Annotated in this window: 20 protein-coding genes; 19 read left to right on the top strand and 1 reads right to left on the bottom strand. The window is 61.7% G+C overall.

Annotated elements, in window-relative coordinates:
• Nucleotides 1–13 precede the first annotated feature (13 nt).
• The 18 genes from thrB (at nt 14) to H2510_RS20125 (ending at nt 17,686) form a co-directional block, all read left to right on the top strand.
• Nucleotides 14–946 carry a homoserine kinase gene (gene thrB / locus H2510_RS20040; protein WP_186630046.1) on the top strand — a complete coding sequence of 311 codons (933 nt, stop codon included), beginning with the start codon at nt 14–16 and terminating at the stop codon, nt 944–946.
• Nucleotides 947–1,254: 308 nt separating this feature from the next.
• Nucleotides 1,255–3,462 carry a transcription termination factor Rho gene (gene rho / locus H2510_RS20045; RefSeq protein ID WP_397517396.1) on the top strand — a complete coding sequence of 736 codons (2,208 nt, stop codon included), beginning with the start codon at nt 1,255–1,257 and terminating at the stop codon, nt 3,460–3,462.
• A 174-nt stretch (nt 3,463–3,636) separates the two neighbouring features.
• Entirely contained in the window at nt 3,637–3,876 is a 240-nt protein-coding gene (rpmE, locus tag H2510_RS20050) for a 50S ribosomal protein L31 (protein ID WP_186630048.1), read from the top strand.
• Nucleotides 3,877–3,985: 109 nt separating this feature from the next.
• Nucleotides 3,986–5,065, top strand: coding sequence for a peptide chain release factor 1 (gene prfA, locus H2510_RS20055; RefSeq protein ID WP_186630049.1), 1,080 nt, complete (start codon nt 3,986–3,988; stop codon nt 5,063–5,065).
• Between the two features lie 79 nt (nt 5,066–5,144).
• The gene (gene prmC / locus H2510_RS20060) at nt 5,145–6,029 is read left to right on the top strand and encodes a peptide chain release factor N(5)-glutamine methyltransferase (protein WP_186630050.1); all 885 of its coding nucleotides are present in this window, start codon (nt 5,145–5,147) and stop codon (nt 6,027–6,029) included.
• A 70-nt stretch (nt 6,030–6,099) separates the two neighbouring features.
• Complete coding sequence (locus H2510_RS20065) at nt 6,100–6,768, top strand: L-threonylcarbamoyladenylate synthase (RefSeq protein ID WP_186630051.1); 669 nt, start codon at nt 6,100–6,102, stop codon at nt 6,766–6,768.
• Nucleotides 6,765–8,048 (top strand): serine hydroxymethyltransferase, encoded by a 1,284-nt coding sequence (gene glyA, locus H2510_RS20070; RefSeq protein ID WP_186630052.1) that lies wholly within the window; start codon nt 6,765–6,767, stop codon nt 8,046–8,048. Before H2510_RS20065 ends, glyA begins: the two co-directional genes overlap by 4 nt.
• Entirely contained in the window at nt 8,045–9,271 is a 1,227-nt protein-coding gene (locus H2510_RS20075) for an MraY family glycosyltransferase (RefSeq protein ID WP_186630053.1), read from the top strand. The genes glyA and H2510_RS20075 overlap by 4 nt, the downstream gene beginning before the upstream one ends.
• Nucleotides 9,272–9,302: 31 nt before the next feature.
• Entirely contained in the window at nt 9,303–9,749 is a 447-nt protein-coding gene (locus tag H2510_RS20080; protein ID WP_084346432.1) for a hypothetical protein, read from the top strand.
• Nucleotides 9,750–10,161: 412 nt separating this feature from the next.
• A complete protein-coding gene (atpB, locus tag H2510_RS20085) occupies nt 10,162–10,887 on the top strand; it encodes a F0F1 ATP synthase subunit A (RefSeq protein ID WP_084346431.1) in 726 nt (241 codons plus the stop codon).
• A gap of 69 nt (nt 10,888–10,956) precedes the next feature.
• Nucleotides 10,957–11,205: an ATP synthase F0 subunit C gene (locus H2510_RS20090; protein ID WP_084346430.1), complete on the top strand. Its 249-nt coding sequence runs from the start codon at nt 10,957–10,959 to the stop codon at nt 11,203–11,205.
• Between the two features lie 7 nt (nt 11,206–11,212).
• On the top strand, nt 11,213–11,776 hold the full coding sequence (locus H2510_RS20095; protein ID WP_084346429.1) for a F0F1 ATP synthase subunit B: 564 nt from the start codon (nt 11,213–11,215) through the stop codon (nt 11,774–11,776).
• A gap of 7 nt (nt 11,777–11,783) precedes the next feature.
• Nucleotides 11,784–12,611 carry a F0F1 ATP synthase subunit delta gene (locus H2510_RS20100; RefSeq protein WP_186630054.1) on the top strand — a complete coding sequence of 276 codons (828 nt, stop codon included), beginning with the start codon at nt 11,784–11,786 and terminating at the stop codon, nt 12,609–12,611.
• Between the two features lie 91 nt (nt 12,612–12,702).
• Nucleotides 12,703–14,346 (top strand): F0F1 ATP synthase subunit alpha, encoded by a 1,644-nt coding sequence (gene atpA / locus H2510_RS20105; RefSeq protein WP_136171425.1) that lies wholly within the window; start codon nt 12,703–12,705, stop codon nt 14,344–14,346.
• Between the two features lie 54 nt (nt 14,347–14,400).
• Nucleotides 14,401–15,375 (top strand): F0F1 ATP synthase subunit gamma, encoded by a 975-nt coding sequence (locus H2510_RS20110; RefSeq protein WP_084346426.1) that lies wholly within the window; start codon nt 14,401–14,403, stop codon nt 15,373–15,375.
• Between the two features lie 3 nt (nt 15,376–15,378).
• Nucleotides 15,379–16,827: a F0F1 ATP synthase subunit beta gene (atpD, locus tag H2510_RS20115; RefSeq protein WP_084346425.1), complete on the top strand. Its 1,449-nt coding sequence runs from the start codon at nt 15,379–15,381 to the stop codon at nt 16,825–16,827.
• A 30-nt stretch (nt 16,828–16,857) separates the two neighbouring features.
• A complete protein-coding gene (locus H2510_RS20120; protein WP_088945457.1) occupies nt 16,858–17,217 on the top strand; it encodes a F0F1 ATP synthase subunit epsilon in 360 nt (119 codons plus the stop codon).
• 31 nt (nt 17,218–17,248) lie between these two features.
• Nucleotides 17,249–17,686: a DUF2550 domain-containing protein gene (locus H2510_RS20125; protein WP_186630055.1), complete on the top strand. Its 438-nt coding sequence runs from the start codon at nt 17,249–17,251 to the stop codon at nt 17,684–17,686.
• A 23-nt stretch (nt 17,687–17,709) separates the two neighbouring features.
• On the opposite strand, the gene H2510_RS20130 is transcribed toward H2510_RS20125, so the two are convergent.
• Nucleotides 17,710–18,294, bottom strand: coding sequence for a cob(I)yrinic acid a,c-diamide adenosyltransferase (locus H2510_RS20130; protein WP_186630056.1), 585 nt, complete (start codon nt 18,292–18,294; stop codon nt 17,710–17,712).
• 54 nt (nt 18,295–18,348) lie between these two features.
• Between H2510_RS20130 and murA the strand changes: the two genes are divergently transcribed.
• On the top strand, nt 18,349–19,638 hold the full coding sequence (gene murA / locus H2510_RS20135; RefSeq protein ID WP_186630057.1) for a UDP-N-acetylglucosamine 1-carboxyvinyltransferase: 1,290 nt from the start codon (nt 18,349–18,351) through the stop codon (nt 19,636–19,638).
• Nucleotides 19,639–20,705: the final 1,067 nt, after the last annotated feature.

Genomic DNA, 20,705 nt, shown 5'->3' on the forward strand with positions numbered 1-20,705 from the left:
GAAGACTCAGCCCATGACGACAACACTCCCGCAGGGTTTGACGGTGACGGCCCGGGTTCCCGCGTCCAGCGCGAACCTCGGACCCGGCTTCGACACCCTGGGAATCGCGCTGGGACTCTACGACGAGATCTCGGTGACGACGACGGCGTCCGGGCTGAGCATTCGCGTTCAAGGTGAAGGCGCGGACGACGTGCCTTGGGGTCCTACCCATTTGGTGGTGCGAGCGATCGAGCGGGGACTCGAAGCCGCCGGGGTGTGGGCAGACGGTCTGGATGTGGTGTGCACCAACGTGATCCCGCACTCGCGAGGATTGGGATCTTCGGCGTCGGCCGTCGTCGGGGGTTTGGCCGCGGCCAACGGGCTCGCTGCCAAGCTCGATCCTGCCCTGACTTTGAGCCTCGATCAGCTCGTGCAGCTGGCGTCGGAGTTCGAGGGCCATCCTGACAATGCATCTGCCAGCATCCTCGGCGGTGCGGTGGTGTCGTGGAGCGAGCCGGCGAGCGCGAGCATCACTCAACGAAAATATTCGGCCGTCCGGTTGGCGGTTCATCCGGACATCCACGTCGTCGCGTTGGTTCCCGCCGAACGGTCCTCGACTTCGCACACTCGCGGGCTCTTGCCCGAACTGGTTCCGCACCGCGACGCTGCCTTCAATGTCAGCCGCGGAGCACTGACCGTCGTCGCGCTCACCCAACGTCCGGATCTTCTGATGCCCGCTACCGAGGATCTGCTGCATCAGGGGCAACGGTCGGTCGCACTACCGGAGTCTGCGAAGTGGATAGCGGCGCTGCGCTCGAGGGGTATCGCGGCGGTGCTGTCCGGTGCTGGACCGACGGTGCTTGCGCTGTGCACCGTGCCCTTTCCCGAGGACCTCAGAGGACTGGCCGAGGGTGAAGGTGTAAGGGTCCTCGAGCTCGCTGTAGCAGACGGTGTCTGCATTTCTTGAAACTCGCTGGTAACCGGATGTTGCCGACTGCGCTCTCGGAGGCTATCCTGAGGAAAGTCCGTACATCGTGCGCTTCAGACGCCGGTTATCACCAGGGCAATCAAGTCACAGTATTCGGGGGAATCAACGTCCGAGTTTCGTGATGTACCTGGCTCGGCCCCTCCCGTAGTTTGCATGCGGTCTCGGGTCGGTCGTCTGTCCGAATCGCGTCGATCATGAACGGAAATATCCGGGTTCGATACGACCTTCGTGCTCCGGAACGAACCCTCTGCTGCGCACACTGCGAGCGAGGGAAGGAAAGGACCTCCGTGACCGATACGGAACTGATCTCCGCCCCTGACAAGACGCGCCGCGGAGCTGGCCTGTCCGGAATGGTGCTCACCGAGCTACGCAGCCTTGCTGGCGAACTCGGAATCAAGAGTGTCTCCGGCATGCGCAAAGGCGACCTGATCGCCGCCATTTCCGCGCGTCAGTCAGGTAGCGGTGCGCAAAAGTCGGACGGCTCCAAGTCTGGCGCATCCAAGTCCGGCGCTGCTGAGCCCGATGCAGACAAGGCACTGTCGAGCCCCGGTACAGCCACCGTCGGTGTGAGCTCGGCGCCCGTCGTCGATAGCCCTGCGCGTGCAGAGACTGCACCTGACCGGACTGCTGCGCAGTCGGCCGCACAGGCTCCTGCCGAAGACACCACCGACGCCCCACGCCGTACCCGAGGCCGTAGAGCTGCAGGTCGCCGCGCAGGTGCGCCCGACCAGTTGCCGCTCGACGATTCCGCTACGCCGGCCGACGGCACACCGCAGTCCAACGCCGCTACTCAGTCCAACGCCGCTACTCAGCCTGGCGCCGCTGAATCACGCGAGGCCAACACCGAGCAGTCCTCGGTGAACGCAACTCCGAACAGCTCGGATCAGTCGGAGTCCTCGTCCAACGAGCGACCACGACGGACCCGTTCCGAGCGCGGCAACGACTCGCGCGGTGACCGTGGCAATGACTCGCGTGGCAATGACTCGCGTGGCAATGACTCGCGTGGTGACGGCAACGACCGTAGCCGCGGCAATCGCGGCGACGCATCGGACGAAGACGGCAACACCCGCACCGACAACAACCGTGGTGAGGGTAGTCGCAACGAGAACAACCGGAACGAGAACAACCGCAACCGAAGTCGCAACCAAAGCGACGGTCGTGGCGAAGACCGTAATAGCAACAACGGTGGCAACAACGGTCCTCGCGACAGTCGGGACAACAACAACCAGGACGACGAGGGCGACGGCAGAGGGCGTAGAGGCCGTCGGTTCCGCGAACGTCGTCGTGGACGCGATCGTGGCGAGGGTGGCGAAAGCCGCGAGCGTGAGCCCGAGATTCGTGAAGACGATGTCCTGCAACCCGTAGCCGGCATCCTCGACGTCCTCGACAACTACGCGTTCGTTCGTACCTCCGGGTATCTTGCAGGGCCCAACGACGTCTACGTCTCGATGAACCTCGTCCGTAAGAACGGTCTCCGTCGTGGTGACGCCGTGACAGGCGCGGTTCGGGTTGCACGCGAAGGCGAGCAGTCCGGTCAGCGGCAGAAGTTCAATCCGTTGGTTCGTCTGGATACGGTCAACGGTGGCGACGTCGAGGCGGCACGCAAGCGCCCCGAGTTCGGCAAGCTGACTCCGTTGTACCCCAACCAGCGTCTGCGCCTGGAAACGACGCCGAACATTCTCACCACTCGAATCATCGACTTGGTGATGCCGATCGGTAAGGGTCAGCGTGCGCTGATCGTGAGTCCGCCGAAGGCCGGTAAGACCAGCGTTCTGCAGGCGATCGCCAACGCGATCTCGGTCAACAATCCCGAGTGCTACCTGATGGTCGTCCTGGTGGACGAGCGTCCCGAGGAAGTCACCGATATGCAGCGTTCGGTGAAAGGCGAGGTCATTGCCTCGACCTTCGACCGTCCACCGGGCGATCACACCGCGGTGGCGGAACTTGCGATCGAGCGTGCGAAGCGATTGGTAGAGGCAGGCCAGGACGTAGTCGTCCTCCTCGACTCGATCACTCGACTCGGCCGCGCCTACAACAACAGTTCGCCTGCCTCGGGCCGAATCCTCTCCGGCGGCGTCGATTCGACGGCGCTGTATCCACCCAAGCGTTTTCTCGGTGCTGCTCGAAACATCGAGAACGGTGGATCGCTGACGATCATCGCCACGGCCATGGTCGAAACCGGTTCCACCGGTGACACCGTCATCTTCGAGGAGTTCAAGGGCACCGGCAACGCGGAGCTCAAGCTCGATCGCAAGATCGCCGAGCGACGGGTGTTCCCCGCGGTCGACGTCAACCCGTCCGGCACGCGTAAGGACGAGTTGCTGCTCAATCCTGACGAGGCAGCAGTGCTGCACAAGCTGCGGCGTGTGCTGTCCGGCCTGGACTCGCATCAGGCAATCGACCTGCTTGTCGATCGTCTGAAGAAGAGTAAGAGCAACCTCGAATTCCTGATGCAGGTGTCCAAGACCGCTCCCGGCGGAATCGACGACAACTAGCAGGGAACAAGCCGACAGGTGCGAGTGTTATTGCACCTGTCGGTATCGAAACATCGGGCGAAAGATCCGGTGATCGGGTCAGGCATTTCGTCTGGCATACTGATCGGCTGAGTCCGGTTCCGGTTCACGTTCTCGATTGGCGAGGGCGACCCGGCGACCATTGAAAGGGACACCATGAAGGCAGGAATCCACCCCAACTACACGCTCACCACTGTTGTGTGCGGTTGCGGCAATACTTTCGAAACCCATAGCACCACCGACAAAGAGCGCATCAACGTCGAGGTCTGCTCGCAGTGCCACCCGTTCTACACGGGCAAGCAGAAGATTCTCGACACCGGTGGTCGCGTTGCACGTTTCGAGGCTCGTTACGGAAAGCGCGCCGGCAAGAAGACAGAAGCCGACGCCGACGCATAGCTGTTCCGCCGACGCCCGTCCTGCGAAGTATGCAGGGCGGGCGTCGGCTTTTTCATGTGGTGACCGTGTTGTGCAGCGACTGTGGATCTATTGAAGACGGAGAAATATCATGGCGAGGACGACAAAGCCTTCGGCAATCGACGATATTCTCGCCGAGCATTCGGGCCTCGAGCAGCAGCTGGCCGATCCCGCGCTGCACAACGATCCCTCGGCGGCGCGTCGAGCAGGCAAACGTTTCGCCGAACTGGCACCCATCATGTCGGTGTACGGCAAGCTCACGACCGCTCAGGACGATCTCGAAGCTGCCCGCGAACTTGCGGCCGACGATGCTTCGTTCGCCGCGGAGATTCCGGACCTCGAAGCGACGGTAGTTCGCTTGGAACACACACTTGCAGACCTTCTGGCCCCGCGTGATCCACACGATGGCGACGACATCGTCATGGAGGTCAAGTCAGGGGAGGGCGGCGAGGAATCGGCGCTGTTCGCCGCCGATCTTGCGCGCATGTATCTACGGTACGCCGAACGCCGGGGATGGCGCGTCGAGATACTGGACGCGAACGTCTCGGATCTGGGCGGATACAAGGACGCCACATTGTCGATCAAGGCCAAGTCCGGTTCGCTCGACGGCGTGTGGGCGCGACTGAAGTTCGAAGGTGGGGTGCATCGCGTGCAGCGTGTGCCCGTCACTGAATCTCAGGGTCGAGTGCACACCTCCGCGGCGGGAATTCTGGTCTATCCGGAGCCCGACGAGGTCGAGGCAGTCCAGATCGACGAGACCGATCTCCGCATCGATGTCTATCGTTCCTCGGGCAAGGGCGGTCAGGGCGTCAACACCACCGACTCCGCTGTGCGAATCACGCACCTTCCCACGGGAATCGTGGTGACGTGCCAGAACGAGCGTTCGCAGTTGCAGAACAAGGCCCGTGCCATGCAGGTTCTCGCAGCGCGAATGCAAGCCGCTGCAGAGGAGGCTGCCGACGAAGAGGCAGCGGCCGGGCGAGCGAGCCAGGTCCGTACCGTCGACCGTTCGGAGCGGATTCGCACGTACAACTTTCCAGAGAACCGGATCACCGATCACCGCATCGGGTTCAAGGCACACAACTTGGATGCCGTGCTCGACGGTGAACTCGACGCGTTGCTCGATGCGCTCGGCAAGGCCGACCGTGATGCACGGATGCAGGCCGAGTAATTTCAGCTGTTTTCCTCGTCGCCTTGTGCTCTGACCGCGCGTTTTCCTTCACCCCACGGCATCATGGCACGCTGTACCGGTGACCCGTAAACCACTACGCCTGGCAATTCTCGAAGCGACGTCGACGCTCGAGGCTGCTGGAGTTCCCAGTCCCCGCGTCGATGCCGAATTGCTGGCATCGCATCTCATCGGTGTCGAGCGTGGTCGGCTGGGCCTCGTGCCGCTCGTGGAGCCGGAGGTCATCGAGGCCTATCAGAAGACGATCGCTCAACGGGCAAAGCGCATTCCTCTTCAATACATCACCGGCACAACAGCTCTGGGCAATATTGACGTCGAGGTCGGTCCTGGTGTTTTCGTTCCGCGTCCGGAGACCGAGTTGCTGCTCGGGTGGGCGCTCGCCTTCCTCGAAGGGGTCGATCATCGCCCTCCCGTAGTCCTCGACCTGTGCACCGGGTCGGGAGCACTCGCACTCGCCTTGGCGAACGCGAGACCCGACGCTCAGGTCCACGCCGTCGAACTCGACCCTTCGGCACTTGCCTGGGCGAGACGCAATGCCGATCTCCGCGCAGGGCTCGGGGACACCCCCATCACCCTTCACCACGGTGACGTCACCGATCGGTCACTACTGGCAGAGCTGGACGGGCGAGTAGATGTCATCGTCGCCAACCCTCCGTACATCCCCGAGGATGCCGTTCTCGAACCCGAGGTAGCCGATTACGACCCCCACATTGCACTGTTCGGTGGTGTGGACGGACTGTCGGTGATCGGACCGATGATCGACAACATCGCTCGATGGCTTCGGGTCGGCGGGGGAGTCGGTGTCGAGCACGACGACTCGCACGGAGAACGCGTCGCAGAATTGTTCGAGCGTAGGCGAGTATTCACCGACGTTGCTCCGCACCCCGACCTGACCGGCCGTCCACGGTTCGTCGTCGCATCTCGAGCTGTCACTCCGGAGTCCTGAACTTCACGTGTGAGGCGCGCAGGGTGAGGCTCAGGAATCTGTGGCCGGAACGCAGTGACAGGATAGAGGGGTGAGCACTGTCTACGACTGCCAGCAAGCCGACTCCCGCGCGGCAGGATTGACCGCAGCCAGAGGCGCCCTCAAGTCAGGTCGTCTGGTCGTGATGCCCACCGATACCCTGTACGGACTCGGCGCCGATGCATTCGACAGCAGTGCTGTCACCGATCTGTTGCGCGCCAAGGGGCGAGGACGAGATATGCCCGTTCCGGTTCTCGTCGGATCCTGGAGCACCATCGACGGACTCGTTACCGGTGTACGCCCAAGGACGCGCGATCTGATCAAGGCCTTTTGGCCCGGGGCGCTGAGTCTCGTCGTCCAGCAAGCTCCTTCATTGGCGTGGGATCTGGGAGATGCGCAGGGAACAGTCATGCTTCGGATGCCACTGCACCCTGTCGCCCTCGAATTGCTGCGCGAAGTGGGTCCGCTGGCAGTCTCGAGTGCGAACATCTCCGGCCAACCCCCAGCCACCACCGTCGGTGAGGCACGTGATCAGCTCGGCGGCTCGGCTGCGGTCTACCTCGATGGTGGTCCGGCCGAGCACGCTGTCGCCTCCACCATCGTCGATTTGACCTCTGAGACACCGCGGATCCTCAGGGAGGGCGCTATCGCTGCATCGGCTGTCGCGGAGGTTCTCGGCCTGCCTGTCGAGAGTCTGCTGCGGGGGAGTGCCGGCGCATGAGTGAAACGCCTTTCTACGGCCCGGACTTCGCCGAATTGCACGCCGAGGATCCGGAGATCGCCGATGTCCTGCTCGGTGAGCTGGAGCGGGTCCGCGGTGGACTGCAGCTCATCGCCAGTGAAAATCTGACCAGCCCGGCAGTGATGGCTGCGCAGGGAAGCATCCTCACCAACAAGTACGCCGAGGGGTATCCCGGACACCGGTATTACGGCGGTTGCGAGATGGTCGATCGCGCCGAGAACCTCGCTGTCGATCGGGCTAAAGCACTGTTCGGTGCCGACCATGTCAATGTTCAGCCGCACTCGGGCGCAAACGCGAATCTTGCTGTGTACGCTGCGTTCGCGAAACCGGGCGACGCGGTCCTGGCCATGAGCTTGCCTCATGGCGGACACCTCACTCACGGTTCGAAAGTCAGCTTCTCGGGCAAGTGGTTCAGCCCCGTTCCCTATCACGTTCGGAAAGACACCGAGCTGATCGATTACGACGAAGTACGAGATCTGGCGTTGGTGCATCGTCCCAAGATCATCGTTGCCGGCGCTACGGCGTACTCACGCCTCATCGACTTCGCTGCCTTTCGTTCGATCGCAGACGAGGTCGGTGCCATCCTATGGGTCGACGCGGCTCACTTCATCGGTCTCGTTGCGGGCCAGGCCATTCCCTCTCCGGTCCCGTTTGCCGATGTCGTGTCCGCCACTACCCACAAGGTTCTGCGGGGTCCTCGTGGAGGCATGCTGATGTGCCGTGACGAGCATGCTCGTGCCATCGACAAAGCAGTCTTTCCATTCAGCCAGGGCGGACCGCTCATGCACACCATCGCGGCAAAGGCTGTGGCGTTCGCCGAGGCTGCGACGCCGAGCTACCGCAAATATGCGCTGAACGTCGTCGCCAACGCCCAAGCCTTGTCCAACTCGCTCGTCGAGTCCGGAATGCGCACGGTGTCCGGCGGAACGGATACCCACCTCGCGCTTCTGGATCTGCAAGGTCTCGCGATCGATGGCCGCAGCGCGGAATCGCGGTGTGAGGCAGCGGGGATAACGCTCAACAAGAACACGATTCCCTTCGACCCCGCTCCGCCTGCGGTGGCATCCGGTATCCGGGTCGGATCGGCCGCGGTCACGACGCAGGGTTTCGACACGTCCGAGATGGCCGTCGTCGGAAAGCTCGTCGCACGTGCAGTTCGCGCAGAACAGGGGACGGTCGTCGGTGATCGTGAGATTGCCGCTGTGAAGGCAGAGGTCGGCGACCTCGTCTCACGCAAGCCGGCCTATTCTCGCGCATGAATGTCGTCGCCGTGGGTGCACCCTACGACGTGTTGGCCCAGGCGAACCAGGGCGCCGGCGTCCCCATCCGCGAATTGTTGTTGGTGTGTCTGACAGCTGCGGTTGTGACTTTTCTTGCGACCGGCGGCGTTCGGGTGCTGGCGAACAAGTTCGGTGCGGTTGCGGCACCACGTGAGCGTGACGTCCATGTCGTTCCGACACCGAGACTCGGTGGGACGGGCATGTATCTCGGAATGCTGGTCGCATTGCTGTTCGCATCCCAACTCCCGGCGCTTGCACGCGGTTTCGGGTACACCCAGGACATCCCCGCTGCGCTCGTCGCCGGATTCGTGATCGTCGGTGTTGGAGTCATCGACGATCGTTGGGGCCTGGACGCACTCACCAAATTCGTCGGCCAGGTCACCGCGGCCGGTGTGCTCGTCGTGATGGGCGTGAGCTGGTACATCATCTATGTTCCCTGGTCGGACGGCGGCTTCACCGTCGTGCTCGATCAACTGCAGGCCGGTCTGGTCACGGTTCTCGTGACCGTGGTGATGGTCAACGCGATGAACTTCGTCGACGGCCTCGACGGCCTCGCTGCAGGCTTGGGGCTGATCGCCTCGGTGGCAATATGTATCTTCTCCGTCGGTCTGCTCAACGAGCAAGGGGGAGACGTCGGCGTCTACCCGCCGGCGGTGATAGCCGCCGCATTGGCTGGTGCCTGCCTCGGTTTCCTGCCGCACAACTTTCAGCCGGCGCGGATCTTCATGGGTGACTCGGGTTCGATGCTGATCGGGCTGATGCTGGCCACGGTATCGACCAGCGCCTCCGGCCGTATCCCACTGAACGCCTATGGGCCGCGGGATCTGGTCGGACTTCTTACCCCACTCCTCCTCGTCGGCGCCATCATGTTCATCCCGATGCTGGACATGCTTCTTGCCGTCGTACGACGAACACGCGCCGGACGTAGCCCTTTCAGCCCTGACAAGATGCACCTGCATCACCGTTTGCTGCAGATCGGTCACTCCCATCGCCGCGTGGTGCTGGTGATCTATCTGTGGGTCGGGGTCCTGGCCTTCGGCGCAGTCGGGTCGTCACTGATCGATCGAAGAATCGTCGTGTTGCTCGTGGCGGCGGGTCTGGTATTCGCACTGGTGGTGACCGTCGTGCCGACCGTCCGGCTCGACATGGCCCGCGAGCGCAGACGCGCGAGGAACAGCAGTCGACGAGGCCGTCGGTCCTGACGAACGGTTGTGCTGGGTAGTCTGTGCGTCTGTGAGCTTCTCTCCTGCGCCCGTGCCCGATCAATCCGACGCGATGCGTTCTGCCGTCCGCTACGGCGTCATCGGTTTGGTTGTGCTGACTGTTCTCGGCGCGATCATCGCCACCCTCTTCGCTGGGCTGCCAGGATTGTGGGGTGCGCTCATCGGCGCTGCTCTCGGAGGTGGTTTCATTCTGACCACTGCCCTGTCCATTGCGTTGACTTCCAAGTTTCCGCCGACAATGGTCGGTGCGGTTCTACTGGGCGGCTGGCTCGTCAAGATGTTGCTGGCGATCGTCGTCCTCGGACTGCTGAAGGACATGGACTTCTACAGCGAGAAGTCGCTTGCACTCGTCGTGGTAGCGGCGTTGGTGCTCGTTTTGGGGGCCGAGGTCTACGGTGTCGTCCGCACCAAAGCGCCGTACGTGGACGAACAGCCCGACAAGCACGAGTCCGACTGAACGTAGTACGACACTGTGTCGTAATTGGTCAACAAGAGGCCCCACCTACACAACGTCGTAGTTGGGTTGATAAAGTTCCGACCAAGTGAGGGTTGAACTGCCGCGAACAGGACATTTCGCGAGCACGACAATCTTTACAGGTAGCCGAAAGCGCGTGAGTAGTTTCAAGACGCGCTCGACAAGCTGCCGAGTCGACGTGAGTCGCCGACACCCGACAGACGCTGGCCGGTGAAGACAAGGCCTCAGCTGCTGACGACCTCGAGCCGATATCGTCGACTTGATAGATCGTCAATGTCCGATCGAACCGCAGTCTTAGCAGTCTGCGGCCCGAACACGGGAGAGACCGCTGAGCGTCACCAACCTGGCTGCGGAGTTCCATCCGCCGTCTATATCCGACTTCTTTCCTCCCGCCGTGTTGTTCGAAGGGACCCCCTTCGAACTCGACCGGCTGATGCTTATCCGCATCCTGATGAGCCTCGTGCTCGTAGTGTTGTTCGCGGTCGCCATGAGAAGCCCCAAAATCGTTCCTCGTGGGCTGCAGAACGTCGTCGAGTACGGACTCAGTTTTGTCAAAGAGCAGATCTGCGACGAAATTCTCGGCAAAGAGCAGGGCAAACGGTTCGCGCCCATCATCATGACCATCTTCTTTGCGGTTCTGTTCATGAACCTCTCGTCGGTGATTCCGTTCCTGAACATCTCGCCCAACGCTCGAATCGGTATGCCACTGGTTCTGGCCTTGATCGCGTACGTGGCGTTCAACTATGTCGGTATCAAGAAGTACGGGTTGTTCAAGTACGTCAAGAGCAGCATCGTGGTTCCGGATGTGCCTCTCGCGCTGCACTTCGTGCTCGTGCCGGTCGAGTTCATCTCCACCTTCATTCTGCGGCCGTTCACGCTGACTGTTCGTCTCATGGCCAATATGCTTGCCGGCCACCTCATGCTCGTGCTGTTCTTCAGCGCGACTCAGTTCTTTTTCTTCCAGGCCGCAGCGGGGATGAAGATCTTCGGTATTTTCTCGCTGACCGCAGGTTTCGGCTTCACTCTCTTCGAACTCTTGGTCATCGGCTTGCAGGCGTACATTTTTGCGCTGCTGACAGCCGTGTACATCGACCTTGCGCTGCACGCAGATTCACACTGATCCACCACTAGCTAGACCTGACCCACGCGCCGTCCGGCGAGTGGGCAACAGAAAGGGAACGGAATTCTAATGAGCCTCGCGTACCTGGCACAGGAAACGACCAGCACGGTGACCGGCGCTGGATACGGTGCAATCGGTTACGGTCTCGCCGCCATCGGACCTGGTATCGGTATCGGCATCGTGGTCGGCAAGGCCATCGAGGGCATCGCACGCCAGCCCGAACTGCAGGGCACCATCCGTACCAACATGTTCCTCGGCATCGCGTTCACCGAAGCGCTCGCGCTGATCGGTATCGTCGCCGGCTTCCTGTTCGGTTAATCCCCACATGGCAACCAACATCGCAATCTTGGCCGCGGAGGCCGAAGAGGACATCAATCCTCTGCTCCCCGCGACATACGACATTGTTTGGTCTGCGATCTGCATCGCCATCATCGGCTTCATCTTCTGGAAGTACATTCTTCCGAGTTTTCAGAAGGTATTGACCGAGCGCGGGGATCTGATCGAAGGCGGCATCAAGAAGGCCGAAGAAGCTCAGGCCGAGGCCAAGGCAGCACTCGAGCATTACAACGCACAGCTCGCCGAGGCACGTTCCGAGGCTGCGCAAATCCGTGAGGAAGCGCGCACCCAGGGCCAGGCGATCCTCGCTGAAATGAAGACGAAGGCGCAGGAAGAGAGCGACCGGATCGTGGCCGCAGGCCACAATCAGCTCGTTGCTCAGCGTCAGCAGATCGTCACGGAACTTCGAAGCGATCTCGGACGCACAGCAGTAGAGCTCGCTGAGAAGGTCATCGGAGAGCAGTTGTCCGACGAGGCGAAGCGAGCAGGCTCGATCGACCGATTCCTGAGCGAGCTCGACTCCGTCACCGCTGACTCTGCAGCCGGAAAGTGAGATAACCATGTACGCAACTTCTCGTGAGGCTCTTGCCCGCACGCGTTCGGTTGCGAACGATGCACTGGGTTCTGCGTCGGCAGGAGTTGCAACTGCTGCTGCCGCGCAGACGGGTGCCGAGCTCTTCGCAGTCGTGGAGACGCTCGACGGGCAGCGCACGTTGCGTACCGCGCTCGCGGATGCGTCGGTTTCGGCCGAACGCCGCAGCGCGCTCGCTGAGCAACTGTTCGCAGGCAAGGTGTCCGAGACCACCACGAAGATTCTCGTGAGTGCTGTTTCGGACAGCTGGTCCAAGCCATCGGATCTGCTGAATTCTCTGGTCGAACTGGGACGTGAAGCTCTGCTTCGCGCCGCAGCAGATCAGGATCAGCTCGATACGGTCGAGGACGAATTGTTCCGACTGGGTCGGATCGTGGCGGCCAACCCCGTGCTCGAACAGAACCTGTCGGATCTCGGCAAGCCTGTTCACGCGAAACGCGAACTTCTCGGACGCCTGCTCTACGGCAAGGTGACAGCAGTTACCGAGGCGTTGGCGCTCCAGTCCGTCGGTCGACTCCGCAAGGCGGCGCCTGCCGACGCATTCGACCATTTGGCAGGACTTGCCGCGCAGGTGCGCAATCAGATCGTTGCGCACGTCTCCAGTGCGGCTCCACTCAGTGACAGTCAGCTCGAAAAGCTGACCGCGACGCTGACCCGTACGTACGGCAAGCCGGTCACCGTTCACGTCGAGGTCGATACCGAACTGCTCAGCGGACTCGTGGTCCGGATAGGCGACGAGGTCATCGACGGTAGTGGGGCAGGCCGCCTCGCTGCATTGCGAAAGACACTCAAGTAGTCCGAGTACGGACACCACAGTCCGATAAGAAGCGCTTCGAAAATTCGAAGCCTTGGACACCGCGATCATTTAAGGAAGAGCAGGAAAAAATATGGCGGAGCTGACGATCTCCTCCGACGAGATCCGTAGCGCGATCGAGAACTTCACCGCGAGCTACTCACCGGAGTCCTCCCGCGAGGAGGTCGGCACGGTTACTGACACGAGCGACGGAATCGCCCACGTGTCGGGACTGCCGTCGGCTATGTCCAACGAGCTGCTCGAATTCCCCGGTGGAGTGCTCGGTGTTGCGCTCAACCTCGACGCCACCGAAATCGGTGCCGTCATCCTCGGTGACTACGAGCACATCGAAGAGGGCCAGGAAGTCAAGCGGACCGGTGACGTACTTTCCGTCCCCGTCGGCGACGGCTACCTCGGTCGCGTTGTCAACCCTCTCGGACAGCCCATCGACGGCCTCGGAGACATCGAGTCCAGCGAGACGCGCGCCCTCGAACTGCAGGCAGCCTCGGTGCTCGAGCGTCAGCCCGTCGAAGAGCCGCTCCAGACCGGAATCAAGGCCATCGACGCGATGACCCCGATCGGCCGTGGACAGCGCCAGCTCATCATCGGTGACCGCAAGACCGGTAAGACCGCGGTCTGCATCGACGCGATCCTGAACCAGAAGGCCAACTGGGAGAGCGGCGACGAGAACAAGCAGGTTCGCTGCATCTATGTCGCCATCGGTCAGAAGGGTTCCACGATTGCAGGCGTCAAGGCTGCTCTCGAGGAACGCGGTGCGCTCGAGTACACGACCATCGTCGCGGCTCCCGCATCCGATTCGGCCGGCTTCAAGTGGCTTGCTCCGTACACCGGCTCGGCCATCGGCCAGCACTGGATGTACCAGGGTAAGCACGTTCTGATCGTGTTCGACGACCTGACCAAGCAGGCTGAGGCATACCGTGCCATCTCGCTGCTGCTGCGTCGCCCGCCGGGCCGTGAGGCATACCCCGGTGACGTCTTCTACTTGCACTCCCGTTTGTTGGAGCGCTCGGCGAAGCTGTCCGACGAACTGGGTGGCGGCTCGCTGACGGCACTGCCGATCATCGAGACCAAGGCCAACGACGTCTCGGCATACATCCCGACCAACGTCATCTCGATCACCGACGGTCAGGTCTTCCTCGAGTCCGACCTCTTCAACAAGGGTGTTCGTCCCGCCATCAACGTCGGAATCTCGGTCTCCCGTGTCGGTGGCGCTGCGCAGACCAAGGGCATGAAGAAGGTCTCCGGTTCGCTGCGTCTCGAGCTCGCTCAGTTCCGTGAGCTCGAAGCCTTCTCCGCTTTCGCCTCCGACCTCGACTCCGCCTCCAAGGCGCAGCTCGAGCGTGGCGCTCGTCTGGTCGAACTACTCAAGCAGGATCAGTACTCCCCGGTCGCCGTCGAAGATCAGATCGTCTCGATCTGGCTCGCTGGTCAGGGTGCATTCGACTCCGTGCCGGTCGCCGACGTACGCCGGTTCGAGACCGAACTGCTCGAAGACTTGCACCGTAACGCCGGCGGCGTCTACGAGAGCATTGCCGGCGGCAAGGCTCTCGACGGTGACGCGCAGAAGGCGCTGACCGAGGCAACCGAGAAGTTCAAGTCAGGCTTCTTGGATTCCGAGGGCAACCGGGTAGTCAACGAGGCAGAAGCGGACACGCTGAACGCCGACGAGGTTAACCAGGAACAGGTCAACGTCACTCGCAAGACAGTCAGCAAGTAGGTCAGCGACATGATCAGTGTTCTCACGAGTAGAGAAGGGAGCGTGAACAGCTAGATGGCAAGCATTCTCGAGCTGCGTTCCCGGATCAAGTCGGTCAACTCGACCAAGAAGATCACCAAAGCGCAAGAATTGATCGCGACATCGCGAATCATCAAGGCGCAGGCCCGCGTTGCGGCGTCGAAGCCGTACGCGGAGGAAATCACCAATGTGCTCTCGGCTTTGGCGAGTGCGTCCGGTTCGCTGGACCACCCGCTACTGAACGAGCGCCCCGAGCCCAAGCGTGCTGCGGTTCTGGTAGTCACCAGTGACCGTGGAATGTGCGGTGGCTATAACTCCAACGTCCTCAAAGAGGCGGAAGAGCTTTTCCAGCTTCTTCGCAAAGAGGGCAAGGATCCAGTCATCTACGTGCTCGGTGCGAAAGGGCTCGGTTACTACACCTTCCGTGAGCGCGATGTGAAGGCAGCATGGACGGGCTTCTCGCAGGAGCCCGGTTACTCCGACGCTGCCAAGGCCAGTAAGCATCTGGTCGAGCTCTTCATGGCAGGCTCCGGCAACGAAGTCGATGCGCCGAACGGTGAAGGCACCATCGAAGGTGTCGACGAACTGCACATCGTCTACACACGTTTCGTGTCGATGCTGACGCAAAAGCCCGAGGTGCGTCGAATGGCTCCGCTGGAGGTCTCGTACACGGACGAAGAAATCGAAATGGGTGCCGATGCACTCACCGACTCTCCGTCTGCGTCCGATGTCCAGGCCCAGTACGACTTCGAACCAGAGGCAGGAACGCTTCTGTCGGCTCTGCTGCCGAAGTACATCAGCACGAGGATCTACTCCTCGCTGCTCGATGCGGCTGCCTCCGAGTCGGCTGCGCGCCGTACCGCCATGAAGGCCGCGACGGACAACGCGAACGAATTGGTCGAGACTCTCAGCCGTCAGGCTAACCAGGCTCGGCAAGCCCAGATCACCCAGGAAATCAGCGAAATCGTCGGTGGCGCTAACGCGTTGGCTGACAGCGCAGGAAGTGACTAAGCAATGACCGCAGCAGTAGCCCAAGAGAACGCGAGCGGAGCGGACACTCAGTCCGGCCGTGTCGTTCGGGTCATCGGCCCCGTTGTGGACGTCGAGTTCCCGCGCGGCGCCATCCCCGCCCTGTTCAACGCTCTCCACGCAGAGATCACCCTGCCGACGGTGGCCAAGACCCTGACACTCGAGGTTGCTCAGCACCTCGGTGACAACCTGGTCCGCACCATCTCGATGCAGCCGACCGACGGCCTGGTTCGTGGAACCTCGGTGACCGACACGGGCAAGCCGATCTCGGTTCCGGTCGGCGACGTCGTCAAGGGCCACGTCTTCAACGCCCTCGGTGACTGCCTCGACACACCCGGTCTCGGCCGCGACGGCGAGCAGTGGGGCATCCACCGCAAGCCACCAGCCTTCGATCAGCTCGAAGGCAAGACCGAGATCCTCGAGACCGGTATCAAGGTCATCGACCTTCTCACCCCGTACGTCAAGGGCGGCAAGATCGGCCTGTTCGGCGGTGCCGGCGTGGGCAAGACGGTTCTCATCCAGGAGATGATTACCCGTATCGCTCGCGAATTCTCGGGTACATCCGTGTTCGCAGGCGTCGGTGAGCGCACCCGTGAGGGAACCGACCTCTACCTCGAAATGGAAGAGATGGGCGTCCTTCAGGACACCGCCCTCGTCTTCGGCCAGATGGATGAGCCGCCGGGCACGCGTATGCGCGTCGCTCTGTCTGCGCTGACCATGGCGGAGTACTTCCGCGATGTTCAGGGACAGGACGTTCTTCTGTTCATCGACAACATCTTCCGCTTCACACAGGCAGGTTCGGAGGTGTCGACCCTTCTGGGCCGCATGCCTTCCGCCGTGGGTTACCAGCCGACGCTGGCGGACGAGATGGGTGAGCTCCAGGAGCGCATCACCTCGACCCGTGGACGCTCGATCACCTCACTGCAGGCGATCTACGTTCCCGCCGACGACTACACCGACCCGGCTCCCGCCACCACGTTCGCGCACCTCGATGCGACGACCGAGCTTTCGCGTCCGATTTCGCAGATGGGTATCTACCCCGCTGTGGACCCGCTGAGCTCGACGTCGCGAATCCTCGAGCCCAGCATTGTCGGCGCAGAGCACTTCCGCGTCGCCAACGAGGTCAAGCGGATCCTGCAGAAGTACAAGGAACTGCAGGACATCATCGCGATCCTCGGTATGGACGAGCTTCAGGAAGAGGACAAGGTTCTGGTCGGCCGCGCGCGCCGTATCCAGAAGTTCCTCGGCCAGAACTTCATCGTTGCCGAGAAGTTCACCGGTGAGGCCGGTTCGGTCGTGTCGTTGACCGACACGATCGAGGCGTTCGACAAGGTCACCAAGGGCGAGTACGACCACCTTCCCGAGCAGGCCTTCAACAGCTGTGGTGGTCTCGACGACGTCGAGGCAGCAGCCAAGAAGATGGCCGGAAAGTAGCCCGACGTGACTTCTTCGGAAACGAACGGCATGGAGGTTTCACTCGTCGCGGTCGAGCAGAAACTGTGGTCCGGTAACGCGACCCTGGTGAGTGCTCAGACCACGGAGGGCGAGATCGGCATCATGGTGGGGCACGAGCCCGTGTTGGGCCAGCTGGTCGAGGCCGGGACCGTGTCCATCACCACGACCGACGGAGAGAAGATCGTCGCTGCTGTGCACGGCGGATTCTTGTCGGTCACGGGAAAGACCGTCACCGTTCTAGCGGAGTCTGCGGACTTCGCTCAGGACATCGACGTCGATGCAGCTCGCTCGGTGCTCGACGCAGGCGGCGACGACAAGGAAGCCCTCGCAATCGCGAAGGGCCGAATTCGCGCCGCTGAGCGCGCCTAGATCAACGAGAAGCCGCGACGGAGGCTGCGAAATGCGCATCGGAGTGATTGTTCTGGTCATTCTGGTTGTGCTGCTCGCAGCAACCGTCGCGGCTTTTCTGTATCGCCTGAGCATTGTGCGCGGAGGTGGCACCGCCGCGATCATGCGCGTGACTCCGTCGGCGGGTGGAAGCGGTTGGCGCCACGGCATCATTCGATACGACGACAACACCGTCGTGTTCTTCAAACTCTCGAGCTTGCGTCCGGGTCCGGACCACAAGTTGACCCGTCAGGGCATCGAAGTAGGCGAGCGGCGTAAGCCCCGCGAGAACGAATTCGACATCATGAGCGACGAAATTGCGGTGCTCGAGTTGACCGACGCCGGCCGCCATTTCGAGATCGCCCTCGACCGAGGCGCACGGACCGCCTTCCTGTCGTGGCTGGAGTCACGGCCGTCCGGAAGATCGCAGCGCGGCCGGCCGGCCGGTTGATTGCGTCCGGTTCTCGAGCGTGATCACTCGCCGGTAGAGCGCGACGCTCCCGGCACCCACTGAACATCGCCGCCCGGATTGGCATACCTACTGAGGATGAACAGTAGATCCGACAGCCTGTTCAAGTATTTGGACGGCAACGTGCTGGTGTCCTCGGGACTTGCGGCGACAGCGGCCCATGCAGCCCTTTCGGCGCGTCGAGCGATCGTCCGAGCGGTGTGGAGTAGCGCTCCGAGTGGTGTTCCACCCGGGAGTATGAACGACGTCAATGGATCGAGTTCTTCGTTGAATTCGTCGCACCATTGTTCCAATCTGTCGACGTACGACTGATCGATTCGCAACGGTGGGTACTTGGGTTGTGCGACGACGGGTGTGGACAGATCTGCGCCTGCGTCGAACAGATCGCTTTGAATCGTCCGAATGACCTTCACGATCTTCTCGGGCGGATTCCCAAGCGCCAGAACAACTCCGAGACTTGCGTTGGTTTCGTCGCAGTCGGCGTAGGCAACGAGACGGGGGTCGTTCTTGGTGACACGGGAAAAGTCGCTCAGTCCGGTCGTCCCGTCGTCACCGGTGCGAGTGTAGATACGGGTCAAGTGCACAGCCATGGAGCAACGGTACCGCTCCAGTAGGGGAGACGGACCCGGCTACGCTGTTGAACCGTGAGCGAACGCTTTTTGGTATCCGGAGGAAACCGACTCGTCGGCGAGGTGTCTGTCGGCGGTGCGAAGAACAGCGTGCTCAAGTTGATGGCGGCAACCTTGTTGGCAGAGGGTACGAGCACCATCACCAATTGTCCCGACATACTCGATGTCCCCCTGATGGCCGAGGTCTTGCGAGGCTTGGGCTGCGACGTTGCACTCGAGGGTTCGGTCGTGCACATCACCACGCCGGCAGAGCCGAAATATCACGCGGATTTTCCGGCAGTCAAACAGTTCAGGGCATCGGTCTGTGTACTGGGGCCGCTTGTTGCAAGGTGCAAGCGTGCGGTGGTTGCTCTTCCAGGTGGCGATGCAATCGGGTCGCGCCCCCTCGACATGCATCAATCCGGACTCCGCTTGCTCGGCGCACACAGCGAAATCCAGCACGGTTGTGTGGTGGCAGAGGCCGACGAGTTACGCGGGGCGAACATTCGCCTCGCCTTTCCATCGGTCGGGGCGACCGAGAACATCTTGATGGCCGCAGTACTTGCAAAGGGTGAGACCGTCATCGACAACGCTGCCCGCGAACCGGACATCGTCGATGTGTGCAACATGCTCAACAACATGGGGGCGCAGATCTCGGGCGCTGGAACTTCGACTTTGACCATCAAGGGTGTCGAGTCCTTGACACCGACGACTCATCGGGTCATCGGTGATCGGATCGTCGCGGCGACCTGGGGTATTGCTGCGGCGATGACGCGAGGCGATGTCCGTGTTCGCGGCGTCAACCCGAAACACCTCTCCCTCGTCCTGGACAAGCTGCGTTCCGCGGGTTCCGAGGTGACCATGGAGGCCGACGGATTTCGCGTGGTTCAACACGAGCGTCCGACAGCCGTCAATTTCGCGACATTGCCCTTTCCTGGTTTCCCGACGGATCTGCAGCCCATGGCGATCGGATTGGCTGCTGTAGCGAACGGCACGTCGATGATCACCGAAAACGTGTTCGAGGCGCGTTTCCGCTTCGTCGAGGAGATGATTCGGCTGGGGGCCGATGCAAGAACTGATGGACACCATGCTGTCGTTCGCGGTGTTCCTCAGTTGTCCAGCGCTCCGGTGTGGTCCTCGGATATCAGGGCAGGAGCGGGCCTGGTGCTGGCTGGTTTGTGTGCAGATGGCGTCACCGAGGTTCACGACGTCTTTCACATAGATCGTGGATATCCGAAGTTCGTCGAGAACCTGACCGACCTCGGCGGCAACATCGAGCGTGTGAGCGAAGAATCTGCGCCCTCGGTGACAGAGCTTCTGCAGTGAGTTCTCGGCACCGCTAGCTAGGGGGTGAGAATCGTGCCCCAGGCGGCCAATGCACTGGGGCACGTGGTGTTGATTCCCGTGAAGTGTTCCGGGATCCACGCGTGGGTTCGCGACCGCCTGGGGTGAAGAGCCAACGGTCAGGTCGAGGTGCGGCGTAACTACGCGGGTACTAGATACTCCGACCACGGCCAGTTGGTCGGTCAGCAGGCGGAAGGCCGCTGAATGTCCCAGTCTTAAAACGACTTTCGGAAACACTGGCATTCTGCGACACGTCTCTCCCCGTTCGAGGTTGCATCGGTGTGTTCGCCTGGTGTGCTCGACAAGAGCGGCGTCGTCCGTGCACTGGCCTTTCCCACAGTTAGGAAGCGGGTTGCCGTTGAGTGTGGGCACGCGCAGAACCGGTGAACGAGACCCCTTCTTCGCCTGGCTGGTGAGTTCCACTGTCTCCGGTATGGGCTTCTATGCCTTCCTCGACGCGGGTCCGGTTGCAACACTGCTCGCCGGAACTCGGTGCTCGCTCATGGTCTCGACATTCCGTCACCTTGTCTTCGGGATGGAACCGTGTGAAGAAAGAGCGGTTTGCCGGCGGTTCCAAGAGCGGGCGAAGACGCGACAGCCGTTGAAGCAGCTCAGGTGTCGACGGTAGGTACGTAGGACCCGCAGTTCACCCGCCTATCTCGATGCCGAGTTCCAGGCCGCGGGGCACGTCCGCAACTCGTTTCGTCGACCTTGATCAGCACTATGTCCGGCGTCACAATCGCCAAATGTTGCTGGATTGGGAAGCGTGGCAGCATCGCTCCCGTGCTGAGCTGGGCCGATGCGAGACCGGTCTGCCATGACCAGGCGATTTGCGTAGGGGTGCACTCTCGCGTAACTTTTGTCGAGTCAGAGCGACACGGACACCGACCCGGTCTTCACGGACAGGGACAACGAGGTTGTACGAAGTTCGTCTCAATGACTTGAAGTAAACAGAATATCCCCCAAGAGTCGGGTCTTTGCATCCGAGACCAAGCTGGGATAGGCTGGAACAGTTGCCCCAGGCGCTGCGAGAACATTGTTTTCGTGGT

Source organism: Rhodococcus sp. BP22 (assembly GCF_014281965.1).
Classification (GTDB): domain Bacteria; phylum Actinomycetota; class Actinomycetes; order Mycobacteriales; family Mycobacteriaceae; genus Rhodococcoides.